The sequence below is a fragment of the Nonomuraea sp. NPDC048901 genome (assembly GCF_040649695.1).
Classification (GTDB): domain Bacteria; phylum Actinomycetota; class Actinomycetes; order Streptosporangiales; family Streptosporangiaceae; genus Nonomuraea.
The window spans coordinates 476411-496634 of record NZ_JBEZFW010000005.1; the positions used below are offsets into that span (position 1 = coordinate 476411).

General features: G+C 69.2%; 18 protein-coding genes and 1 pseudogene. 8 read left to right on the plus strand and 11 right to left on the minus strand.

Going from position 1 to position 20224, the window contains the following annotated elements:
• Nucleotides 1-72: 72 nt before the first annotated feature.
• Nucleotides 73-615 (minus strand): hypothetical protein, encoded by a 543-nt coding sequence (locus AB0C30_RS19795; RefSeq protein ID WP_357945631.1) that lies wholly within the window; start codon nucleotides 613-615, stop codon nucleotides 73-75.
• 94 nt (nucleotides 616-709) lie between these two features.
• Between AB0C30_RS19795 and AB0C30_RS19800 the strand changes: the two are divergent.
• Nucleotides 710-808, plus strand: a pseudogene (locus tag AB0C30_RS19800) (transcriptional regulator); the annotation flags it as partial.
• A 117-nt stretch (nucleotides 809-925) separates the two neighbouring features.
• Complete coding sequence (uvrB, locus tag AB0C30_RS19805; protein ID WP_357946355.1) at nucleotides 926-3034, plus strand: excinuclease ABC subunit UvrB; 2109 nt, start codon at nucleotides 926-928, stop codon at nucleotides 3032-3034.
• 401 nt (nucleotides 3035-3435) lie between these two features.
• On the opposite strand, the gene AB0C30_RS19810 is transcribed toward uvrB, so the two are convergent.
• The 5 genes from AB0C30_RS19810 to AB0C30_RS19830 all read right to left on the minus strand — a co-directional run bounded on the left by AB0C30_RS19810 (nucleotide 3436) and on the right by AB0C30_RS19830 (nucleotide 8292).
• Nucleotides 3436-4305 carry an RIO1 family regulatory kinase/ATPase gene (locus tag AB0C30_RS19810; RefSeq protein ID WP_357945634.1) on the minus strand — a complete coding sequence of 290 codons (870 nt, stop codon included), beginning with the start codon at nucleotides 4303-4305 and terminating at the stop codon, nucleotides 3436-3438.
• A gap of 314 nt (nucleotides 4306-4619) precedes the next feature.
• Nucleotides 4620-5192 carry a Uma2 family endonuclease gene (locus tag AB0C30_RS19815; RefSeq protein WP_357945636.1) on the minus strand — a complete coding sequence of 191 codons (573 nt, stop codon included), beginning with the start codon at nucleotides 5190-5192 and terminating at the stop codon, nucleotides 4620-4622.
• A gap of 60 nt (nucleotides 5193-5252) precedes the next feature.
• Complete coding sequence (locus tag AB0C30_RS19820; RefSeq protein WP_357945639.1) at nucleotides 5253-6185, minus strand: hypothetical protein; 933 nt, start codon at nucleotides 6183-6185, stop codon at nucleotides 5253-5255.
• Nucleotides 6186-6414: 229 nt separating this feature from the next.
• Complete coding sequence (locus AB0C30_RS19825; protein ID WP_357945642.1) at nucleotides 6415-8007, minus strand: serine/threonine-protein kinase; 1593 nt, start codon at nucleotides 8005-8007, stop codon at nucleotides 6415-6417.
• Nucleotides 8008-8058: 51 nt separating this feature from the next.
• The gene (locus AB0C30_RS19830) at nucleotides 8059-8292 is read right to left on the minus strand and encodes a hypothetical protein (RefSeq protein WP_357945645.1); all 234 of its coding nucleotides are present in this window, start codon (nucleotides 8290-8292) and stop codon (nucleotides 8059-8061) included.
• A 355-nt stretch (nucleotides 8293-8647) separates the two neighbouring features.
• Here AB0C30_RS19830 and AB0C30_RS19835 point away from each other — a divergent pair, with 355 nt between their 5' ends.
• The 3 genes from AB0C30_RS19835 to AB0C30_RS19845 are packed head-to-tail and all read left to right on the plus strand — an operon-like array spanning nucleotide 8648 to nucleotide 11162.
• Nucleotides 8648-9433, plus strand: coding sequence for a glucose 1-dehydrogenase (locus AB0C30_RS19835; RefSeq protein ID WP_357945648.1), 786 nt, complete (start codon nucleotides 8648-8650; stop codon nucleotides 9431-9433).
• A gap of 7 nt (nucleotides 9434-9440) precedes the next feature.
• Nucleotides 9441-10361 (plus strand): alpha/beta hydrolase, encoded by a 921-nt coding sequence (locus AB0C30_RS19840; protein ID WP_357945651.1) that lies wholly within the window; start codon nucleotides 9441-9443, stop codon nucleotides 10359-10361.
• Between the two features lie 3 nt (nucleotides 10362-10364).
• A complete protein-coding gene (locus AB0C30_RS19845; protein ID WP_357945653.1) occupies nucleotides 10365-11162 on the plus strand; it encodes an alpha/beta hydrolase in 798 nt (265 codons plus the stop codon).
• Between the two features lie 36 nt (nucleotides 11163-11198).
• Here the strand turns inward: AB0C30_RS19845 and AB0C30_RS19850 are convergent, their stop codons facing one another.
• Both AB0C30_RS19850 and AB0C30_RS19855 read right to left on the minus strand, forming a co-directional pair.
• Nucleotides 11199-11804, minus strand: a complete 606-nt coding sequence (locus tag AB0C30_RS19850) for a DUF4126 domain-containing protein (protein WP_357945657.1) — start codon at nucleotides 11802-11804, stop codon at nucleotides 11199-11201.
• Between the two features lie 4 nt (nucleotides 11805-11808).
• A complete protein-coding gene (locus AB0C30_RS19855; RefSeq protein ID WP_357945659.1) occupies nucleotides 11809-12729 on the minus strand; it encodes a choline kinase family protein in 921 nt (306 codons plus the stop codon).
• A 40-nt stretch (nucleotides 12730-12769) separates the two neighbouring features.
• On the opposite strand from AB0C30_RS19855, the gene AB0C30_RS19860 reads away from it, so the two are divergent.
• A complete protein-coding gene (locus tag AB0C30_RS19860; protein WP_357945662.1) occupies nucleotides 12770-15151 on the plus strand; it encodes an FAD-dependent oxidoreductase in 2382 nt (793 codons plus the stop codon).
• On the opposite strand, the gene AB0C30_RS19865 is transcribed toward AB0C30_RS19860, so the two are convergent.
• The 3 genes from AB0C30_RS19865 to AB0C30_RS19875 all read right to left on the minus strand — a co-directional run bounded on the left by AB0C30_RS19865 (nucleotide 15108) and on the right by AB0C30_RS19875 (nucleotide 17826).
• Nucleotides 15108-15911: a GntR family transcriptional regulator gene (locus tag AB0C30_RS19865; RefSeq protein ID WP_357945664.1), complete on the minus strand. Its 804-nt coding sequence runs from the start codon at nucleotides 15909-15911 to the stop codon at nucleotides 15108-15110. The genes AB0C30_RS19860 and AB0C30_RS19865 overlap by 44 nt on opposite strands.
• A gap of 34 nt (nucleotides 15912-15945) precedes the next feature.
• The gene (locus tag AB0C30_RS19870; RefSeq protein ID WP_357945666.1) at nucleotides 15946-17079 is read right to left on the minus strand and encodes a nitronate monooxygenase family protein; all 1134 of its coding nucleotides are present in this window, start codon (nucleotides 17077-17079) and stop codon (nucleotides 15946-15948) included.
• 84 nt (nucleotides 17080-17163) lie between these two features.
• Entirely contained in the window at nucleotides 17164-17826 is a 663-nt protein-coding gene (locus AB0C30_RS19875) for an acyltransferase (protein ID WP_357945669.1), read from the minus strand.
• Nucleotides 17827-17936: 110 nt separating this feature from the next.
• Here AB0C30_RS19875 and AB0C30_RS19880 point away from each other — a divergent pair, with 110 nt between their 5' ends.
• Both AB0C30_RS19880 and AB0C30_RS19885 read left to right on the plus strand, forming a co-directional pair.
• Nucleotides 17937-19601 (plus strand): CTP synthase, encoded by a 1665-nt coding sequence (locus AB0C30_RS19880; protein WP_357945671.1) that lies wholly within the window; start codon nucleotides 17937-17939, stop codon nucleotides 19599-19601.
• Nucleotides 19598-20209: an NUDIX hydrolase gene (locus AB0C30_RS19885; protein ID WP_357945674.1), complete on the plus strand. Its 612-nt coding sequence runs from the start codon at nucleotides 19598-19600 to the stop codon at nucleotides 20207-20209. The genes AB0C30_RS19880 and AB0C30_RS19885 overlap by 4 nt, the downstream gene beginning before the upstream one ends.
• Nucleotides 20210-20224: the final 15 nt, after the last annotated feature.

Genomic DNA, 20224 nt, shown 5'->3' on the forward strand with positions numbered 1-20224 from the left:
CTTGCAAGGGGGAGGTGCGCTCCAGGGCGTGCGCGGGGGTGAGGTGCTCGGCGCTCACATGCGGAAACGGGGCTAGCGACCGATCATGGTCGCGTCGGGGAGTGACTGCTTGACCGCCTCCGGCGTGCCGACCACGACCGTCAGCTTCCCGCTGGTCTTCTTGGCCGCCGCGTTCCCGTAGATCCGCACCTTTCCGAGGTCCTTGGCGTCGATGGTGACGAACATCCGGGTGGGGGTGCACCACAGCGTCACCGTGCTCTCCGAGCTGGTTCCGGCCATGAGTTCCTTGGGCCCCGCGAAACCCGCCTCCGCTGTGGTGACGTTCCCCTCGGACTTCGTCAGATCTTGGCTCATGTTGAAGGTGACGCTGGAGGACCCCTGGTCGGCGAGCCCGCACACGCCCTTGCTGTGGATCCAGGGGACCATGTCGTACTTCGCGACCTGGATCCGTGCCAGCACCTTCTCCGCCCCGTCCGGCATCCCCGACCTGGACGCCGAACCCGGCAACGCCGCCAGTGGCCAGCGGCTCGGATCCTTGAGCAGCCAGTCCTTCGGCTCCTCCGTCGAACACCCCGTCAACAGCAGGACCGCAAATATCGCAATGATTCCCCTCATTAGTAGATCACCATAGTGAGGAAGCGTTTTCACGTACAGCGCGCCTGCGCCGTGACCGAGCACGGCAACGCATCGGCTGAGAAGACAGCCGGCGATGAGCGAGATCGTCCACAACCGCATCGCGTCGCCGCGCGCCGAACGCGGTGTCACCCGCAGGCAGCTCGCCGACGCTCTGGGCGTGCACCACCAGACGATTTCTCCACCACCCCGTTTCCACGGATCGGCGAACGGTCCGCCTGACGGAGGCCTTCTGAAGGGTGCCCCTGACCAGGTGACGGTTTCTGTCAGTGGCGCCGCCTACAGTGGCATCATGCGACCGGTCACTGATTTGCAGCGGAAGGTGGCGCCCTTCGAGGTCGTCACCGAGATGACTCCCTCCGGCGACCAGCCGACGGCCATCGCCGAACTGGAGCGCCGCGTCAAGGCCGGGGAGAAGGACAACGTCCTGCTGGGCGCCACGGGCACCGGCAAGACGGCCTCGATCGCCTGGCTGATCGAGCGGCTGCAGCGGCCCGCGCTGGTCATGCAGCCCAACAAGACGCTCGCCGCGCAGTTCGCCAACGAGCTGCGGGAGATGCTGCCCAACAACGCGGTTGAATATTTCGTCTCTTATTACGATTACTACCAGCCTGAGGCGTACGTCCCGCAGAGCGACACGTACATCGAGAAGGACTCCTCGATCAACGACGAGGTCGAGCGGTTGCGTCACTCGGCGACCAACTCGCTGCTGACCCGCCGCGACACGATCGTGGTGGCCTCCGTGTCCTGCATCTACGGCCTGGGCACGCCGCAGGAATACGTCGACCGCATGGCCAGGCTCCGCGTCGGCATGGACGTCGACCGCGACCAGCTGCTGCGCCGCCTGGTCGACATGCAGTACACCCGCAACGACCTCGCCTTCACGCGGGGCACCTTCCGGGTGCGCGGCGACACGATCGAGATCATCCCGAAGTACGAAGAGCTGGCCGTACGCATCGAGATGTTCGGCGACGAGATCGAGAAGCTCTCCACCATGCACCCGCTGACCGGCGAGGTCATCACCGAGGACGAGGAGCTCTACATCTTCCCCGCCTCCCACTACGTCGCCGGCGAGGCGCGGATGGCGATGGCCGTCAACGGCATCGAGGCGGAGCTGGCCGAGCGGCTGTCGGAGCTGGAGCGGCAGGGCAAACTGCTGGAGGCGCAGCGGCTGCGCATGCGCACCACCTACGACATCGAGATGATGCGCCAGATCGGCACCTGCTCCGGTATCGAAAACTACTCGCGCCACATGGACGGCCGCGAGGCGGGCAGCGCCCCCAACACGCTGCTCGACTACTTCCCGGAAGACTTCCTGCTGGTCCTCGACGAGTCCCACCAGACCGTGCCGCAGATCGGCGCCATGTACGAGGGCGACGCCTCCCGCAAGCGCACCCTGGTCGACCACGGCTTCCGCCTGCCGTCGGCGCTCGACAACCGGCCGCTGAAGTGGGAGGAGTTCCTGGAGCGCATCGGCCAGACCGTCTACCTGTCGGCCACGCCCGGCTCCTACGAGCTGGGCCGGGTCAAGGGCGACGTGGTCGAGCAGGTCATCCGGCCGACCGGGCTGGTCGACCCCGAGGTGATCGTCAAGCCCACCAAGGGGCAGATCGACGACCTGGTCCACGAGATCCGCGAGCGCGCCGACCGCGACGAGCGGGTCCTGGTCACCACGCTGACCAAGAAGATGTCGGAAGACCTCACCGACTACCTGCTCGAGCTGGGCATCCGGGTCCGCTACCTGCACAGCGAGGTCGACACGCTGCGCCGCATCGAGCTGCTGCGCGAGCTGCGCTCCGGCGAATACGACGTGCTGGTCGGCATCAACCTCCTGCGTGAGGGCCTCGACCTGCCCGAGGTGTCGCTGGTGGCCATCCTCGACGCCGACAAGGAAGGCTTCCTCCGCTCGGAGACCTCCCTGATCCAGACCATCGGCCGGGCCGCCCGTAACGTCTCAGGACAGGTCCACATGTACGCCGACAAGGTCACCCCGTCGATGGAGCGGGCCATCGACGAGACCAACCGGCGGCGGGCCAAGCAGATCGCCTACAACCAGGCCAACGGCATCGACCCGCAGCCACTCCGCAAGAAGATCGCCGACATCCTCGACTCGTTGCAGCGCGAGGACGCCGACACCGACCGCCTCCTCGGCGGCGGTCGCCAGCAGTCGCGCGGCAAGGCGCCCGTGCCCGGGTTCGCCGCCCGCCAGGCCGGGCAGCACGCCAAGACCATCGCGGGGGAGATGCCCCGGGCACAGATGGAGTCGTTGATCGAGTCGCTGACCGAGCAGATGCACCAGTCGGCGGCCGACCTGCAGTTCGAGGTGGCCGCCCGGCTGCGCGACGAGATCAAGGAGCTCAAGCGGGAGCTGCGCGACATGCGGGAGGCGGGGGTCCAGTAGCCGATCGGAGAAAGGGCGTCCGCTTCGCTCCGGACGTACTTTCTCCCCGCCCGTCACCCGATTCGGTGGTTGGCCGTCTGATGCCCGCCCGTCCACAATGGGCCTCCGCTTCGCTCCGGACGTCCTCCCAGGCGGGCTGACGCCCGCCCCCTGAAGGGCCTCGCTGCGCTCGGACCGCCTTCTCAAGCATGCTTCGCCGGGTCGGCTGATCGGACTGATCTTGGCGGCAACATGATCGAGACAGGCACCGACTCGTGCCGCCAGGCCCCGGCCCAAGCCCACTGCCGCAGCGCTGTGACAGCGGCCGGAGAGCGGGCTTTGCGGCCGCTGTGACAGAGGGCCGGAGAGTGGGCTTTAGCATCGCTGCGCCTTCGTCTCCGGCCCTTATCCTCTGGCGGGTGTCAGAGCATTCCGGCCTCCGATTGGAGCAGTGCGGAGAGGGCGTCGGGGTCTGCTGACGCGACGCCCTTCGCGGCGAACCAGGTGGCCACGTTGCGGGCGTCCCGGTCGAGGAAGTGGGGCCCCGTGGGGTGGGAGATCACGTCGACGATCTGGGGGAGGTCGATGATGACCAGCCTGCCCTCGTGAACCAGCAGGTTGTACGCCGACAGGTCGCCGTGGGCCAGGCCCTCTCTGGCCAGGACGACCAGCGCCTCGACCAGTTGGGCCCATAGGTCGTCCAGATCGTCCGAGACGTTGGCGAGCCGGGGTGCCGCGTAGCCGTCCGGGGTGCCGACGAACTCTTGAAGGATCTCGGTGCCGACGATCTGGACCGGATAAGGCACCGGTAGGCCGAGCTCGGTCAAGCGACACAGGGCGCCGAACTCGGCCGCGGCCCACTGCCCGGCGATGAGCTGTTTGCCGAAGGCGGTGCGGTTGGCCATGGCCCGGTTCATGCGGCTTTCGCGGGTGCTGCGGCCTTCCAGGTAACCGGCGTCCCGGTGGAATAAGCGGTGTTCCGCTGAGCGGTAGCGCTTGGCGGCCAACAGACAGACCCGGTCCGTGTCCGGCACGCCGCGGGAGAGCAGGTGGACGTCGGCTTCCTTGCCGGTTTTGAGGATGCCCAGCTCGGTGTCCACGGCGGCGAGCTCGGTGACGAGCCAGTCCGGGTGCGGCTTCGGGCCACGCTCGGTGGGCGTGCTCTGGTCCCAGGTCGACCAGCGGTCGCCTACGGGTGGTCCGTCGTCGACGGAGGCGCTGTCGAGCCATTCGAGATCGTCGGCGTCGAGGGCGTACTTGCCCCGGCGGCGGGGCGAGGAGTGCTTGGGCACGGTGGGATTTCTCCAGAAATGAGGCCCACCGGCGCAGCGATCAGCTTGGCGAGATCCCGGTGGGGAGGTCAGAGGACGCGGAAAACGGCACGCGAACAGTCATCGTCATCACGGTCTCGACCTCCTTCCACGTACGCCTTGCGATCAGCCTGATCGAGTATGCCGAGCCCGCTCTGGGGGCGCAATCGAATAATCGCCGCCCGCTTGGCAGAGATGCGGCTGAACGTCAGCGGGGCGCCTACCCCGGCAGGGCGCCCACCCCCGTTGGGAGCTCACCTCGCAGCTGATGGCGCTGGGTCAGCTGATGAACTTGCTCAGATCGAGGTCGATGTCACGGCGAAACCGATGTCGGCCTTCAGGTGGCCGCGATGGATACCGGTGGCCACATAGGTCCGGACCGCCGGCTCGAGCTCGAAGGTGTAGACGATGGGCTTGCCGTCTGCTTCCATTTCCACGCGCCAGAAGTGCCTGATGCCGGCAGCAGCGTATTTGAGGGGCTTGGTCGTCCGGTCGCGTTCTCTCGACTCGTCAGAAACGACCTCGATGACCAGATGGACGTCCTCCGGGCTGAAGGACGTAACGGCGAGGGTGGTCAGCGCGGACCGCTTGACGAGGAGAATGTCGGGTTCGGGACGCTGCCGCATGCCCAGCGTCACCGTCATCTCACGGGCGACCATGAGATCGGGCGGGGTGCTTATCCCCAGAGCGCGGTCAGTGAGCAAACTTATGACGAGCATGTGGAAGCCCGTCTGCGGTGGCCTGAAGATGAGCGACCCATCGATCAGCTCAACATGCTTGGGCGTATCAGGGGGCAGGTGATCGAGCATGTCGGCGGTCCACCCGCCGGAGGGGCCGGGGTAGAACCACTCGGGAAGTGCCGTGGTCATCGCGCCAGCCTCCTAGCGACAGATCGCTGAGTGGTGTCATCGTGCCACGCCACGTAACCGTCAGGAGGGGTCTTGGCGCTCCCGCATGGTCTTGCGATAGAGCTCGTCGATCTCGTCGAGCGGGTCCGGGGGGCGGCGACGGGCCTCGATCTCCAGGTCCGTGCGGGAGCGGAGGTCGTCGATTCCGGCCGAGGCGTGCTGGAGCTGGTCGCCGAGGAGGTCGGCGCGGATGCGGGCGCACATGGCGGTCAGCTTGGCCTGGTGCTCGCGCAGGCGGTGGAGCGTGGCGTGGTCAACGTACGGCGAGGCGCGGCGTTGCTGGGCGTACATGGCGAGTTGTCCGTCGTGTACGTCGGCCTGCGCGGACAGGTCGGCCAGGAGCTGAGGGAGGTCGCCGAGGCCCCAGCCCTGGCGTTGGGCCTGTTCGACGGCCTGGCGGGTGATCGAGACCTCGCGGCGCAGGTCGAGGCGGAGGCGTTCGACTTCCCCGGCGTCGCCGGCGCCCATGGCGTTGACGTGCGTGGTCAGCTGGGTCGCCGCCTGCCTGGCCTTGATCGCCGCCTTCTGCCCCAGCTTGACCAGGAAGTAGATGCCGACGCCGGCCACCAGGCCGAGGAAGCACAGGATCGCCAGGATGATGAGAAGGACCTCGGCGATCGTCCCCACCTCCTGCTGACTGTCGAGTGCTGGCTGCTGACCGCTGAACGGTCGCTGCTTAGAGGATAGTGCGAGCGCGGGGCGGGTGCGTGGCCAAGCAGGCTCCCCAAGCAGGCTCCACGGAGCGACGCAGGCTGTTTTGGTGACGGTGGACATGCTGTTGATTTTCAGGACGCGTTCGATCTGGCCGACCAGGCGGACGGTGAGGCGGAAGTTCCCGCTGGTGATGCGGGTGATGGCGGCGAGAGCTTCGGTAGTGGCGTGATCGTCGGTGTCGGCGAGGCTGAGGTGGGGCCAGGATCTGGCTAGGACGAAGGCCTGTTCATCGGCAGACATGGGCTTGTGGTGGTGGACGAAGCCAACGCGGGTGAGGAACCCCTCACGAACGACGCGGTCGACGCGATACTGGTCGGATGATCTCTAAAGCAGTGGAGTACTACCAGCGCATCCTGACCAGCCGGTCCTGGTTCGCCGAGGTCGCGGCGGAGGGTACGGTCCCGCGCGGCCCACACCTCGCCCATGCCGCCACGGCCGAGCCGCTTGACCAACTCGTATCTGCCCGCGATCAGCTCTCCGCGCTCCACCGCTCACCTCCGTGTGGTTGCCAGCGTCGGCCGCCGAATTGCGCGAGAGCCTGCGTCAGTTCGGTCCGCTGTTCGTGCGTCATCGGCCCGAGCACGCAGATCGGCATACACAACGCGACCACGGCGTCGACGAGGTGTGTCGAGTACGGCTTGATGCTGGTTGGGGCCGGGTAGGGCCATCCCGCCGGCAGCGGGGGTGGCAGTTGTCTGGCACCCCCCTTGATGTACAGGTGGATACCGGTGTACCGGTCCGGTCCTGCACCCTTGATCTGCTCGATGGTGACGCGACGGATCTGGTCCCAGGTGAACTCGCGACGTCCGGTAGCTCCGGTGGTGACAATGTAGTTCGGGCCGACGTGCAAGGACCAGCTCGTTCGATGCGGGTACGGTCGCGTGGCACTCATCTCCCGGCGCCTGTCTCCGTTCCCTTTGATGACCACGAGGGCACCGATGAGCCCGAGACCGCCGCTGATGGCTCCGAGGAAGGCGGGGATGCCGTTGACACCTGGATGGGCGTCAACTCTGAACACGCTGGGGTCCAGCCACCAGGAAATCAAGGCGCCCGCTGCCCCCACCAGCAACAAGATCACCGGCAAGACCATTGAGTACTCCGCCGGTTCGCTGCCCGCTTCGGCGTAGGTGGACGGCGGCTCCTCGCCGGTCCAGGACATCTCGAAGGCGCCGTTGGTTTCCGGCCGCCGTTGGAGCGCCGTCGTTTCGAGCTGAGTGATCATCTCGGTGACTTGGGGCGGGAGCCATCGCGTGGTGTCCCGGGCCGACGCGGCCAGCCGATCGAGCAGATCGGTGAGACCGGGCCGATTCTCGGGAGCCTTGCTCAGGCAGGCGCCCACCAGGTCGACCAAGCGCGGCGGCAGCCCAGTCAGATCCGCATCGTCATGAACGATGCGATTCATGATCGCACGGTGGTGGCCATCGCCGAACGGGCCCCGGCCGGTGGCGGCGAACACCAGCACCGCCCCCAAGGAGAACACATCGCTGGCAAGGCCGACCTCGTCGCCGTGGACCTGTTCGGGGGACATGAACGCCGGCGTGCCGATCACGACCCCTGTGGTGGTGTAGGAGGTGGAATCCAACGCACGGGCGATCCCGAAGTCGATGACCCGGGGACCGTCGGCGGCCAGGATCACGTTGCCGGGTTTCAGGTCACGGTGCACGAGTTTGCAGTCCTGGATCGCGGCCAGGCCCTCGGCCAGGCCAGCCCCGAGCACACCGACCGCCGTGGGCGGCAGCGGCCCGCGCGTGGTGACGGCATCATGCAGAGACGGGCCGGGAATATAGGCGGTGGCCATCCACGGCGGATCGGCGTCGGTGTTGGCATCCACCACCTGCGCGGTGTAGAACCCACCGACTCGCCGAGCAGCCTCCACCTCGATCGCGAACCGACGCCGAAACCCCGCATCGTCGGCCAGCTCTGGCCGCACGACCTTCACCGCGACCGACCGGCCGCCCCGGGAACGGCCTAAGAACACCTGCCCCATGCCGCCGCCGCCCAGCCGCCCCTGCAGCTGGTATGGCCCCATCTGGCGTGGATCACCCGCCCGCAGCGGCTTCATACGCCACCTTTCAGAAGAACAACCCTGCACCTGCGACAAGCTCAGATCATTTCAGGAAACAGTCACCTCGCCCATTTGTCGGCGCTGTTCTCCTGGATCACCCTGCACGCCCCCGCCGCCGCGGCGGCGGCCCGACCGACCGGCCGCCGCCACCGTGGCGGTGACGAGACACCCGCCGTGCACCAGCATGCCCGGCCGCTGCGGGACCGGGCAATTGTGCACCTCATCCTCGGGACCGCGCTGCGCCGCGCCGAAGTCGTCGGCCTCGATCTGGATCAGCTTCACTCCGCCGACCCTGCCGAACTACGGCAAGCCAAAAAGCCAAGCTGACCAGCGTACGCGGCAAAGGACGCACCAGCCGGACGGTGTTCCTCGGCCGCGACGCCCGCCACGCTGTCGCCGACTGCCTCGACGCCGAACGGCCTGGCGACATCGACGAGCGCAGCCAGGCGCTGTTCCTCGCGGCATCTTCGATCGGCGCCCGCCGCCCAGGAGGTCGGCTTTCACCACGGTCGATCAACACGATCGTCCGCCTCGGTCACGCCAACGACCGCTCCCTGCGGCCTCTGCGTTACCAAGCAAGCTCTTGATTGTTGTCGCCGGTGCGTGATTCAGTTCACCTACCGCGAAGGAGCCACGCATGCTTGACGGCAAGGTAGTGCTCATCACCGGCGGCGCCAGGGGCATGGGGGCTGCGACGGCCCGCCGCTGCGTCGCGGCGGGGGCGAGCGTCGTGATCACCGATGTCCTGGTGGAGGACGGCACCGCCACCGCGAAAGACCTCGAATCGCGATTCATCCCGCACGACGTGACGAAACAGGATCAGTGGGCCGATGTGGTCGAGGAGGTCCTGGACGAATACGGCCGGATCGACGGGTTGGTCAACAACGCGGGCATCGCCCGCTCGGCGCTCCTGGAGCAGTACACGCTCGACGACTTCGAGCGCGTGCTCAAGGTGAACCTCGTCGGCGTCTTCCTCGGGCTCAAGTCCGTGGTCGCGCCGATGCGCGCGTCAGGCGGTGGCTCGATCGTGAACCTGTCGTCGGCGGCCGGGCTGACGGCGCTTCCCGGCACCGGCGGCTACGGTGCGTCCAAATGGGGCGTCCGCGGCCTCACCAAGATCGCCGCGATCGAGTACGCCCCTCACCGGATCAGGGTCAACTCCGTACATCCCGGAATGATCGTCACCCCCATGACGCTCCGGCATGGCGCGGTCTCGGGCGAGGGCGCGTTCCCGCTGGCCGCGGCCGGGCGGTGCGGTGAGCCCGAGGAGGTGGCGGAGGCCATCGCGTTCCTGCTGTCCGACGCCGCCTCGTACGTCACGGGCGCCGAGTTGGCGGTGGACGGCGGCTGGACGGCGGGCGAGACCGCCATGCTCCCGCGGACGGCGGGCGAGACCACCATGCCCCCCGCGGACGGAGGTTGAGTGAACGATGGCGATCGACGAGGTCACCAGGGCGGTCATCGACGTGATGACGGCCGTCTTCCCCAAGGTGGGCACCGAGGTGACGGACGCCGCCGAGGCCCGGCGGATCCTGGCCGAGATGCCCCAGCCGGAGGCGGAGCCGTACAAGGTGGGCCGGGTGGAGAACCGCATGGCGGGCGACCTGCCCGTGCGCGTCTACTGGCCGCCGACGGAGCGAGAGACGCGGCCGGTGGTCGTGTACTTCCACGGTGGCGGGTTCACGCTCTGCACCCTGGACACCCACGACCCCGTCTGCCGACTGATCTGCACGGACGCCGACGTGATCGTGGTGTCCGTCGACTACCGGCTGGCGCCGGAGCATCCGTATCCGGCCGCCGTCGAGGACGCCTACGCCGCGACCCGCTGGGTGTACGAGCACGCCCGCGAGCTGGGCGCGGATCCCGGCAGGCTGGTGGTCGCCGGTGACAGCGCGGGCGGGAACCTGGCGACCGTGACGTGCCTTAAGGCCAGGGACGAGGGCGGGCCGCCGATCGCGCTGCAGGTGCTGGTCTATCCCGTCACCGACGCCGCCCAGGACGCGCCCTCGCACGCGGAGAACGCGGAGGGATATTTCCTGACCGCGGCGCACATGCGGTGGTACTGGGACTGCTACCAGCCCGACCACGCGAGGCGCGCCGAGCCGTACAGCTCGCCGATCAACGCGGACGTGAGCGGGCTGCCGCCCGCGCTGGTGATCACGGCGGAGCACGATCCGCTCCGGGACGAGGGGGAGGCGTACGCGGAGCGGCTGCGCGCGGCCGGGGTGGACACGCTGAGCGTGCGTTATGCCGGGATGTTCCACGGGTCCTTCGGGCTGGGCGCCATGCTGCCCGTCGCCAAGGAGGCCGAGGAGCGGGTCTGCGCCACGATCAAGGAGCGGGTGGGATAAGAGATGCCTTATGCCGATTTAGGGCAGAATATTCGGCTTTTTTACACCGACGACGGCAAGGGAGACGGACCGCCGCTGCTGCTCGTCCACGGCTGGGGTACGGACTCCCACCAGTGGTCCTGGCACATCGACGCGCTCGCCGGCAAACACCGGGTGATCGCGGTGGACCTGCGCGGGCACGGCTACTCCTCCGTGCCCGACGAGGGCAACACGCCGCGCCAGATGGCCGCCGACCTCGCCGCGCTGCTGGACCGGCTCGCCATCCCCGAGGTGATCGCGATCGGCCACTCCATGGGCGGGCAGGTCGTCTCCATCCTGGCCGTCGAGCATCCGGACAAGGTGTGCAAACTGGTCGCCCTCGATCCCGGCTACGGCATCACGGCGGACGTCGCGCGGACCTTCCCGGAGACGGTCGCCGCGCTGCGCGGCCCGCACGCGCACGCCGCCGCCGAGCGGCTCGACGAGTGGTGCACCAACGCCGCCACCCCGGCCGTCATCAGGCGCTGGCACAAGCGCCGGCTGTACGGCATGGCGCCGCACGTGCTGCTCCAGGCGTTCGAGGCCATGTTCACGGAGCCCGACGCGCTCGGGATGCGGCCGGCGAGCGACGACTACCTGGCCCGCAGGGAGTGCCCGGTGCTGTCGATCTGGTCCGACCCGGAACGCGCGGCCTGGGAGTCGGGGCTCTGCAAGCATCCGGCCTCGAAGGTGGTGTGCTGGGAGGGCTCCAGCCACCGGCTGCACGAGGAGCGCCCCGGCGAGTTCCTCCTCGTCCTGCGCCGCTGGTTACGGACCTCCTGATCCGTCCCGTGCCACTGATTACGGGCCTTCTGACCGCTACGGGCTTCCTGACGTCCGTCTGGCCCTGCGGGCGGCGCGGTAGCGGCGTACCCTCCTGATCGTCCACCAGGCGAGCAGGGCCAGCGCCAGCAGCGCGACGATGACCAGCAGGGGCAGGAACACCGCGATCAGGCTCATACCGAGCGACCCGACGTCCTCCACCGTGCTGGCGACGGGCGCGCCCACGCCGCCCGTCCCCACGTTGATCATCGGACGGGCCGTCGCCTTCAGCGCGTGTACGGCCAGCGCCAGCAGGATGCCCAGCAGCCAGCCCGCCCACGGGTGCTCGGTCATCCAGGTCGAGTGGTCCAGTTCCGACGCCGCGTTCGTGGCGCTGAAGACCACACCGCCGGCCGCCGGTCGTACCGCGGTCTGGATGGTGTCGTTGACGCTGTCGACGGCCGGGATCTTGTCGAGCACCATCTCCGCGACCAGCAGCACCGCGATGATGGCGAGCACGCCCCAGTTGGACAGCCACGAGTAGCCGTCGGGCAGCTTCACCCGGTCGGTGAAGTTGGCCAGGATGCCCACCACGAGGAGCGGGATGTAGGCGTTCAGGCCGGCGGCGGTGGACAGTCCGAGCCCTGTCAGTGCGGCGAACATGTTTCTAGTCTGCCCGGGCCGCCTCGTCCATGAGGCGCGGCAGATCGGATCCGGTGAACTCGGCCACCGCCCGCTCGTACTTCTCCATGCCCCACGACCAGAAGTCGAAGTCGATGCTCTGGTTGGCGCCGTCCTGGATCGAGGCCCACAGCGTCCAGCCGTACTTGGACATGAGCCCGAGCAGCCGCGCCCGCGCGATCTTGTGGCGCAGGCGGCGGCCGTAGTAGGCGGTGACGAGCTCTTCCAGCAGGTCCAGGGACAGGTCCGACTCGCTCCAGATGTTGCCGAGCTCGAAGCAGGGGTCGTTGTTGCCGGCGTACTCGTAGTCGATGAGCCAGAGCCGCTCGCCGTCGTCGATGATGTTGCCGGGCAGCAGGTCGTTGTGACACGGCACCCGCCCCACATCCCGAATATCCAGACATTTCCGGATCCGCTCGACCTCGGGCATGAAGTCGAGATATTTCGCCGGAAGGCGATATCCGCGGCCCTGGACGATCTCCAGATACCCCCGCTGGATCTCGAACATGTCGAAGTCCCGCTCGAACCGAGGCCCCGCGTGCAGCCGCCCGCACACCTCGGCCACCCGCCGCAGGTTCGCCGGATCGCGCAGATCGGCCTCCGTGAACGTCCGGCCCGGCAGGAAACCCACGATCAGCACCCCGAGCTCCGGCAGATAGTCGTGCACCGGCGCCCCCACCCCGATCCGCGCGGCGGCCAGCGAGCAGGAGTGCTCGACGTCCCGGTCGATCGCCAGCAGCGAGCCCTCGCTGGCCGACACCCGCGCCACGTAGGCCCCGCCAGGAACGGTCACCTTGTAATTGTGGTTGGTCAGCCCGCCGGGCAGCTCCTCGACGGAACGCGGCACGCCGGACAGCAGGGGGATGCGGTCGAGGATCTCGGTCATGGTCGATGCTAGCGCCGTCACCCCCTAAACGGTCTAGACCTTTTAGTGTAGCCTCGCCCGCATGAGCGACTCGGCCCGCATCGTGATCATCGGCGGCGGCGTGGGCGGCGCCTCCGTCGCCTACCACCTGACCCAGCTCGGCGAACGCGACGTCCTCCTGCTGGACCGCGACGAGCTGACCAGCGGCTCGACCTTCCACTCCGCGGGGCTCGTCGGCCAGTTGCGCGCCGACCCCACGCTGACCAGGATGAACCAGTACTCGGTGGAGCTCTACCGCACGCTCGACGCCGGCTGGACGGAGTGCGGCGGCATCAAGCTGGCCGGTACGCCGGAGCGGATGGCCGAGATCCGCCGCCAGATCGGCTGGGCGCGCACGTTCGGCCTGCCGCTGGAGGAGATCTCCGTCGCCGAGGCGGTCGAGCTGTTCCCGCTGATGGACCCCTCGGGCGTCGTCGGCGCGGCGTACCTGCCCACCGACGGGCAGATCGACCCCTCCGCGCTCTGCTACGCGCTGGCCACGAAGGCCCGCGAGGGCGGCGCCCGCGTCAGGACCAGGACCCGTGTGCTCGGCATCGACACCGAACGCGGCCGGGTCACGCGCGTACGCACCGACCAGGGCGACATCGACTGCGAGGTGGTCGTCAACTGCGGCGGCATGTTCGCCGCCGAGATCGGCCGGATGGCCGGGGTGCGGATCCCGATCGTGCCGATGTCGCACCAATACGTGGTCACCGACGCCTTCCACGAGCACACCGGCCTGCCGACGCTGCGCGACCCCGACCTGCTCGTCTACTACCGGCAGGAGGTGCAGGGCCTGGTCATGGGCGGCTACGAGCGCACCTGCGCGCCGTGGACGGCGGACGAGACCTCGTACGACGCCATCCCGGCCGACTTCAACGGCCGCCTGCTGGCGGAAGATTGGGACCGATTCACCGAAATTTCGGAGAATTCGCGGATCCGGGTCCCGGCCATGGCCGACGTCGGCATCCGAAAGATGATCAACGGCCCGGAGGCGTTCACCCCCGACAACGAGTTCTGCCTGGGCGAGACAGAGGTCGGCGGGTTCTTCGTGGCGGCCGGGTTCTGCGCGCACGGCATCGCGGGCGCCGGCGGCATCGGCAGGGTGATGGCCGAGTGGATCGTCGAGGGCGAGCCCGCCATGGACGTCTGGCACATGGACATCCGCCGCTTCGGCCGCCAGTACCGCTCCCCGTCCTACACCCTCGCCCGCGCGGTCGAGAACTACGAGACCTACTACGACATCCGCTACCCCGGCCACGAGCGCTCGGCGGGCCGCCCGCTCAAGGTCTCCCCGGCGTACGGCTGGCACGCCGCGCATGGCGCCGAGTTCGGCGAGAAGGCGGGCTGGGAGCGGGTCAACTACTACCGGTCGAACGAACGGGACAGTAGTGGCGACGAGCGGCCCCAGGGGTGGGCCGGGCGGCTGTGGTCGCCCGCGATCGGGGTCGAACACCGGGCAGTGCGGGAGACGGCGGGGCTGTTCGACGAGACCTCCTTCGCCAAGATCCAGGTCGCCGGGCCGGACGCCGCCGACCTGCTCGAATGGGTCTGCGACAACCGCGTCGCCCGCCAGGTGGGCGCGGTGACGTACACGCAGGCGCTCAACCGGCGCGGCGGCATCGAGTGCGACTTCACCGTCACCAGGAGGGCCGAGGACGAGTTCCTCATCGTGACCGGCACCGCGTTCGGCTCGCACGACATGGGCTGGCTGCGCAAGCAGGCCGCGCTCAGGGGCGCCGACGTCCGGATCGCCGACGTGACCGGCCAGTACGCCTGCTTCGCCCTGTGGGGGCCGCGCGCCCGCGACATCCTCGGGACGCTCACGCCCGACCCGCTCGGCTTCCCGTTCATGTCGGCGCGGGAGCTGACCGTGGGCGACGTGCCGGTGCTGGCGCTGCGGGTGACGTTCGTGGGGGAGCTGGGCTGGGAGCTGTACTGCTCCAGCGAGTACGGCCTGGCGCTCTGGCAGGCGCTGTGGGCGGCCGGGCAGCCGTACGGGCTGCGGGCCGGCGGCTACCGGGCCATCGACAGCCTGCGCCTGGAGAAGGGCTACCGCGTCTGGGGCGCCGACATCGGGCCCGAGACCACGCCGTACGAGGCGGGGCTGGGCTTCTGCGTCAAGCTCGACAAGGACTTCCTCGGCAAGGACGCGCTCGACCCCCACCCCGAGCGCCGGCTGCGCTGCCTGACCCTGGAGCCGGGGGCGATCGCGCTCGGCAACGAGCCGGTGCGCCTGGACGGCCAGGTCGTGGCCCGGATCACCTCGGGCGGCCACGGCTACACGGTCGGCTCGCCGATCGCCTACGCGTATCTGCCGGTGGGGCCGGGCGTCAAGGTCGAGGTCGAGGTGGAGGGCGCCTGGGTGACCGGGACCGTCGTCAGTGACCCGCTCTTCGACCCGGCGGGGGAGCGGGTGCGCTGACGCCGCTGCCGACCGAGGGTGCGCTGAGGCCGCTGCGGACCGAGATGCGCACCCGGTCGGAGCGGAACAGGTCGCGGGCGAACTCCACCGGCTCCCCGGCCGCCGCGTAGGCGGTGCGCTCGATCAGCATGAGCGGCGTGCCCGGCTCGACGCCCAGCTCGGCGGCCTCGTCGGACCTGGCGATGACCGGGTCGAGGTGCTCGACGGCGGTGCGCGGCTCCAGGTCGTAGCGGGTGGCCAGCAGGGCGTAGAGCGACCCGTCGAGATCCTGCTCCAGGAAGCCGGGCAGCGCGGGGAAGAAGGAGCGTTCGAGGGCCACCGGCGACTGCCCGGCCGAGCGTACCCGGGCGACGTGGTGCACCGGCTCGCCCACGGCGAGCTCCAGGGCGGCGGCGACGGAGCGGGGCGCGGGGACGGTCGTGGCGACCAGCACTCTGGCCTCGGCCTGGAGGTGGGCGCGCCGCATCTGCTCGGTGAACCCCGCCAGCCCCGTCAGATCGCACTCGACGCGCGGATCGGCGACGAACGCGCCGCCCGACCTGCCCGGCGTCCTGACCAGGACGCCGTCATGCTCCAGCGTCGCCAGCGCCTGCCTGAGCGTCATCCGGCTCACGCCCAGGCGCGCCGACAGCTCCCGCTCGCCCGGGAGCCGGTCGCCGGGCTCCATCTCGCCGCTGCCGATGGACTCCAGCAGCCACCGCTCGATCTGCACGTGCGCGGGGACACCGGTGCCGCGCTCGACCTCGGGTGTCCCGACCACACGCGCATCGTAGCCGGTCACGCCGACAGCTCGGTCACGTCGACAGAGCGGTCAATCCGGACAGCCGCTCCACCGCGTCGGCGAACTCGCTCACCATCTCGTAGACCACCTCGCGAGCGGGCTTGACCTGGTCGAGCTGGCCGACGACCTGCCCGACGAAGTAGTTGGCCAGCTCCACGGCCCCCGGTTCGCCGCGCTCGGCTGCTGCGCCGATGCGGGCCATCGCGGCCTCGGCCACGAGCATCTGCAGCGGCATCCCGAGCGGTCCGGGGCTCTCCGGCCCGGAGTCCCACTCCTCGGTCCAGGCCGACTTGAGCTGCCTGGCCGGCTTGCCGGTACGCGACCTGGACCTGACCGTGTCGAGTGAGGAGGCGGCCAGCATCTTCCGCTTCACCGAGGGCGTCGTCTCCGCCTCCTCGGTGGTCAGCCAGACCGATCCGCACCACACGCCTTCGGCGCCGAGCGCCATCGCCGCCGCCATCTGCCGCCCCGAGGCGATGCCGCCCGCCGCCAGCACGGGCACCGGGGCGACCGCGTCCACGACCTGCGGCACCAGCACCATCGTGGCGATCTCGCCGGTGTGCCCGCCCGCCTCGGTCCCCTGCGCCACGATCAGGTCCGCGCCGGCCGCCACCTGCCTGTGGGCGTGCTCGACGGTGCCGACCAGCGCGGCCACCGGCACGCCCGCCGCCCTGGCCTTGGCCACCATCTCCGGCGGCGGCGGTCCGAGCGCGCTGGCGATCAGGCCGATCGGGTGCTTGAGCGCCACGTCGATCAGCCCGGTCGCGCCCGCCGCGGTCACCCGCCTGCCGAACTCGTCCGTCGAGGCGGCCACCGGCTGCGGCGGTGCGTTCACGCCGTACTTGGACAGCAGGTGCGTGACGAAGTCGCGGTGCCGTTCGGGGATGAAGTCGGTCAAATGGGCGTCGAGATCGAGCGCCGAGGCGTCGAGCTTGCCGGGCACGAGCACGTCGACCCCGTACGGGCGGCCGTCCACCCGCTCGTCGATCCAGGTGAGCTCGGTGTCGAGTTGCTCGGGGGTGTAGGCGACCGCGCCCAGGACGCCGAAGCCGCCCGCGTTGGTGACCGCGGCCACCACGTCGCGGCAGTGGCTGAAGGCGAACAACGGGAACTCGACGCCGAGACGTTCGCAAATGGCGGTCCGCATGGTCCGACGCTAGCCGCCAGAAGGTTGTTCGGTCCACCGTTCGCGCGGGCGGATCCACCGTCTGGAGCGTCTGTGCGGCCGAGCTCAGGAGGCGGTGGCTTGCCGGTCCATGGCCAGTGAGATGCCCGGAGTGTGCCAGCCCAGCGTGGGATCGTAGCTGCGTACCAGCTTGGCGGGCACGCCCGCGACCACGCTGTGGTCGGGGAACTCACCGCGGACGACCGCGCCGCCCGCCACCACGCACTGGCGGCCGATCCTGGTGCCGGGCAGGATGATCGCGCCCGCCCCGAGCCAGGAGCCCGCGCCGATCGAGACCGGACTGTTGCGTGGCCACTGCCGGCCGATCGGTGTCTCCGGGTCGTCGTAGACGTGGTTCTGATCGGTGATGTAGACGTACGGGCCGGTGAAGACGTGCTCGCCGATGTCGATCGACTGGTGGGCCACGATGTGCGAGCCCCGGCCGATCGAGCAGCCGCCGCCGATCCGCAGGATCGAGTCCGGGCCCAGGTCGACGCCCGGGCCCATGCCGCAGGACAGCGACACGCGCTCGCCGATCAGCGTGTGGTCGCCGATCTCGATCCACTGCTCGCCGAAGATCGCGCCCGGCGGGAAGGCGATGCTGACACCGTCGCCCAGATGCCGGAATCTGGTGCCGCCCGGACTGGCCGGGGTGATCGCCCCGGCCGCGCGGATCGCCTTGTAGGCACGGTGAATCAGCGCGCCCGTTGCCCGCCGTACTAATGACATAGGGCCCAAAGTTACCGCTAGGTCATGCCGTTCGGGCATGTCGGGGGCGTTGTTTGATATCCTGAGAGCCCGTGGACGCTTCGACCACACATCGACCCACGGGAGCCCCTTTGCGCAGCGCATCGCAAACCAAGCATCTATTCGTCACCGGCGGTGTCGCCTCCAGCCTAGGGAAGGGGCTCACCGCCTCCAGCCTGGGCCGTCTGCTCAAGGGACGCGGTCTCCGGGTCACCATGCAGAAGCTCGACCCCTACCTCAATGTGGACCCCGGGACGATGAACCCGTTCCAGCACGGCGAGGTCTTCGTCACTGACGACGGATCCGAGACCGACCTCGACGTCGGCCACTACGAGCGGTTCCTCGACACCGATCTGCACGGTTCGGCGAACGTCACCACCGGCCAGGTCTACTCCAACGTCATCGCCAAGGAGCGGCGCGGCGAATACCTGGGCGACACGGTCCAGGTCATCCCGCACATCACCAACGAGATCAAGGACCGCATCCGGGGCATGGCGGGTCCTGAGGTCGACGTGGTCATCACCGAGGTGGGCGGCACCGTCGGCGACATCGAGTCGCTGCCGTTCCTGGAGGCCGTACGCCAGATCAGGCATGAGGTCGGGCGCGACAACGTGTTCTTCCTGCACGTCTCGCTGCTGCCGTACATCGGCCCCTCCGGCGAGCTGAAGACCAAGCCGACGCAGCACAGCGTGGCCGCGCTGCGCAGCATCGGCATCCAGCCCGACGCGATCGTGCTGCGCTCCGACCGGCCCGTGCAGACGGCGATCAAGCGGAAGATCAGCCTGATGTGCGACGTGGACGAGGACGCCGTGGTCTCGGCCGTGGACGCGGCCTCGATCTACGACATCCCCAAGGTGCTCCACTCCGAAGGGCTCGACGCCTATGTGGTGCGGCGGCTCGGCCTGCCCTTCCGCGACGTGGACTGGAAGGAGTGGGAGGAGCTCCTGCGCCGGGTGCACCGCCCGGCCAAGGAGGTCACCATCGCCCTGGTCGGCAAGTACATCGACCTGCCCGACGCCTACCTGTCCGTCACCGAGGCGCTGCGGGCGGGCGGGTTCGCCAACGACGCCCGCGTCAACATCCGCTGGGTCAAGAGCGACGACTGCGAGACGCCCGAGGGCGCCGAGCGCGAGCTCGACGGCGTCGACGGCGTGCTGATCCCCGGCGGGTTCGGCGTGCGCGGCATCGAGGGCAAGATCGGCGCGATCCGCCACGCCCGGGAGGGCAAGATCCCGCTGCTCGGCATCTGCCTCGGCATGCAGGGCATGGTCATCGAGGCCGCGCGCAACCTGGCGGGACTCGAAGACGCCAATTCCAGCGAGTTCGACCCAGACGCCAAGCACTCGGTCGTCTCCACGATGGCCGACCAGGAGGACGTCGTAGCCGGCGAGCGCGACATGGGCGGCACCATGCGCCTGGGCAGCTACACCGCCAAGCTCGGCGAGGGCACCCTGGCCAGGCAGCTGTACGGCGGCAAGGCCAAGGTCGCCGAACGCCACCGGCACCGCTACGAGGTCGCCAACGCCTACCGCGAACGCCTGGAGAAGGTCGGCCTGGTGTTCTCCGGGCTGTCGCCCGACGGCCGCCTGGTCGAATACACCGAGCTGCCCGTCGAGGCCCACCCGTTCTTCATCGGCACCCAGGCCCACCCCGAGTTCCGCTCCCGGCCGACGCGGGCCAACCCGATGTTCAAGGGGCTGATCAACGCCGCGCTCGCCTACGCCGACAGCCGGGTGACCGCGAAGGTGGCCAAGTGAGGGTGGAAGACACGCCCGAGGCGTGGGAAGTCGTCGAATCCAAGGACCGGTTCGCGGGCCGGGTGATCAACGTGGTCACCGACACGGTCCGCATGCCGGGGGACACGGTCGCCGACCGCGACTACGCCGTGCACCCCGGGTCCGTCGCGGTCCTCGCGCTCGACGAGCAGGACCGGGTCCTGCTCATCCGGCAGTACCGTCACCCGACGCGCCGGCTGCTCTGGGAGCTGCCCGCCGGATTGCGCGACGTGGAAGGAGAATCGCTGGTCACCGGTGCCGCGCGGGAGCTGGCCGAGGAGGCCGGATACCGCGCCGAGACCTGGCACACCCTGGTCGACCTCTACACCTCGCCCGGTATGTCCAACGAGCGGATCCGGGTGTTCCTGGCCCGCGGCCTGTCGAAGATCCCCGCGGACGAGAACGGCTTCGTCCACGAGCACGAAGAGATCGACATGCCGGTCGAATGGGTGCCTCTACCCGACGCGGTCGAAAGGGCGCTCATGGGAATGATCCACAATTCCCCGACCGTGGCCGGTATCCTCGCCGCATATGCGGCTTCGGTCGAGGGATTCGCCCTGTTGCGCCCCGCCGACGCCAAGGAGGCGTGACGGAAGGACCAGTTC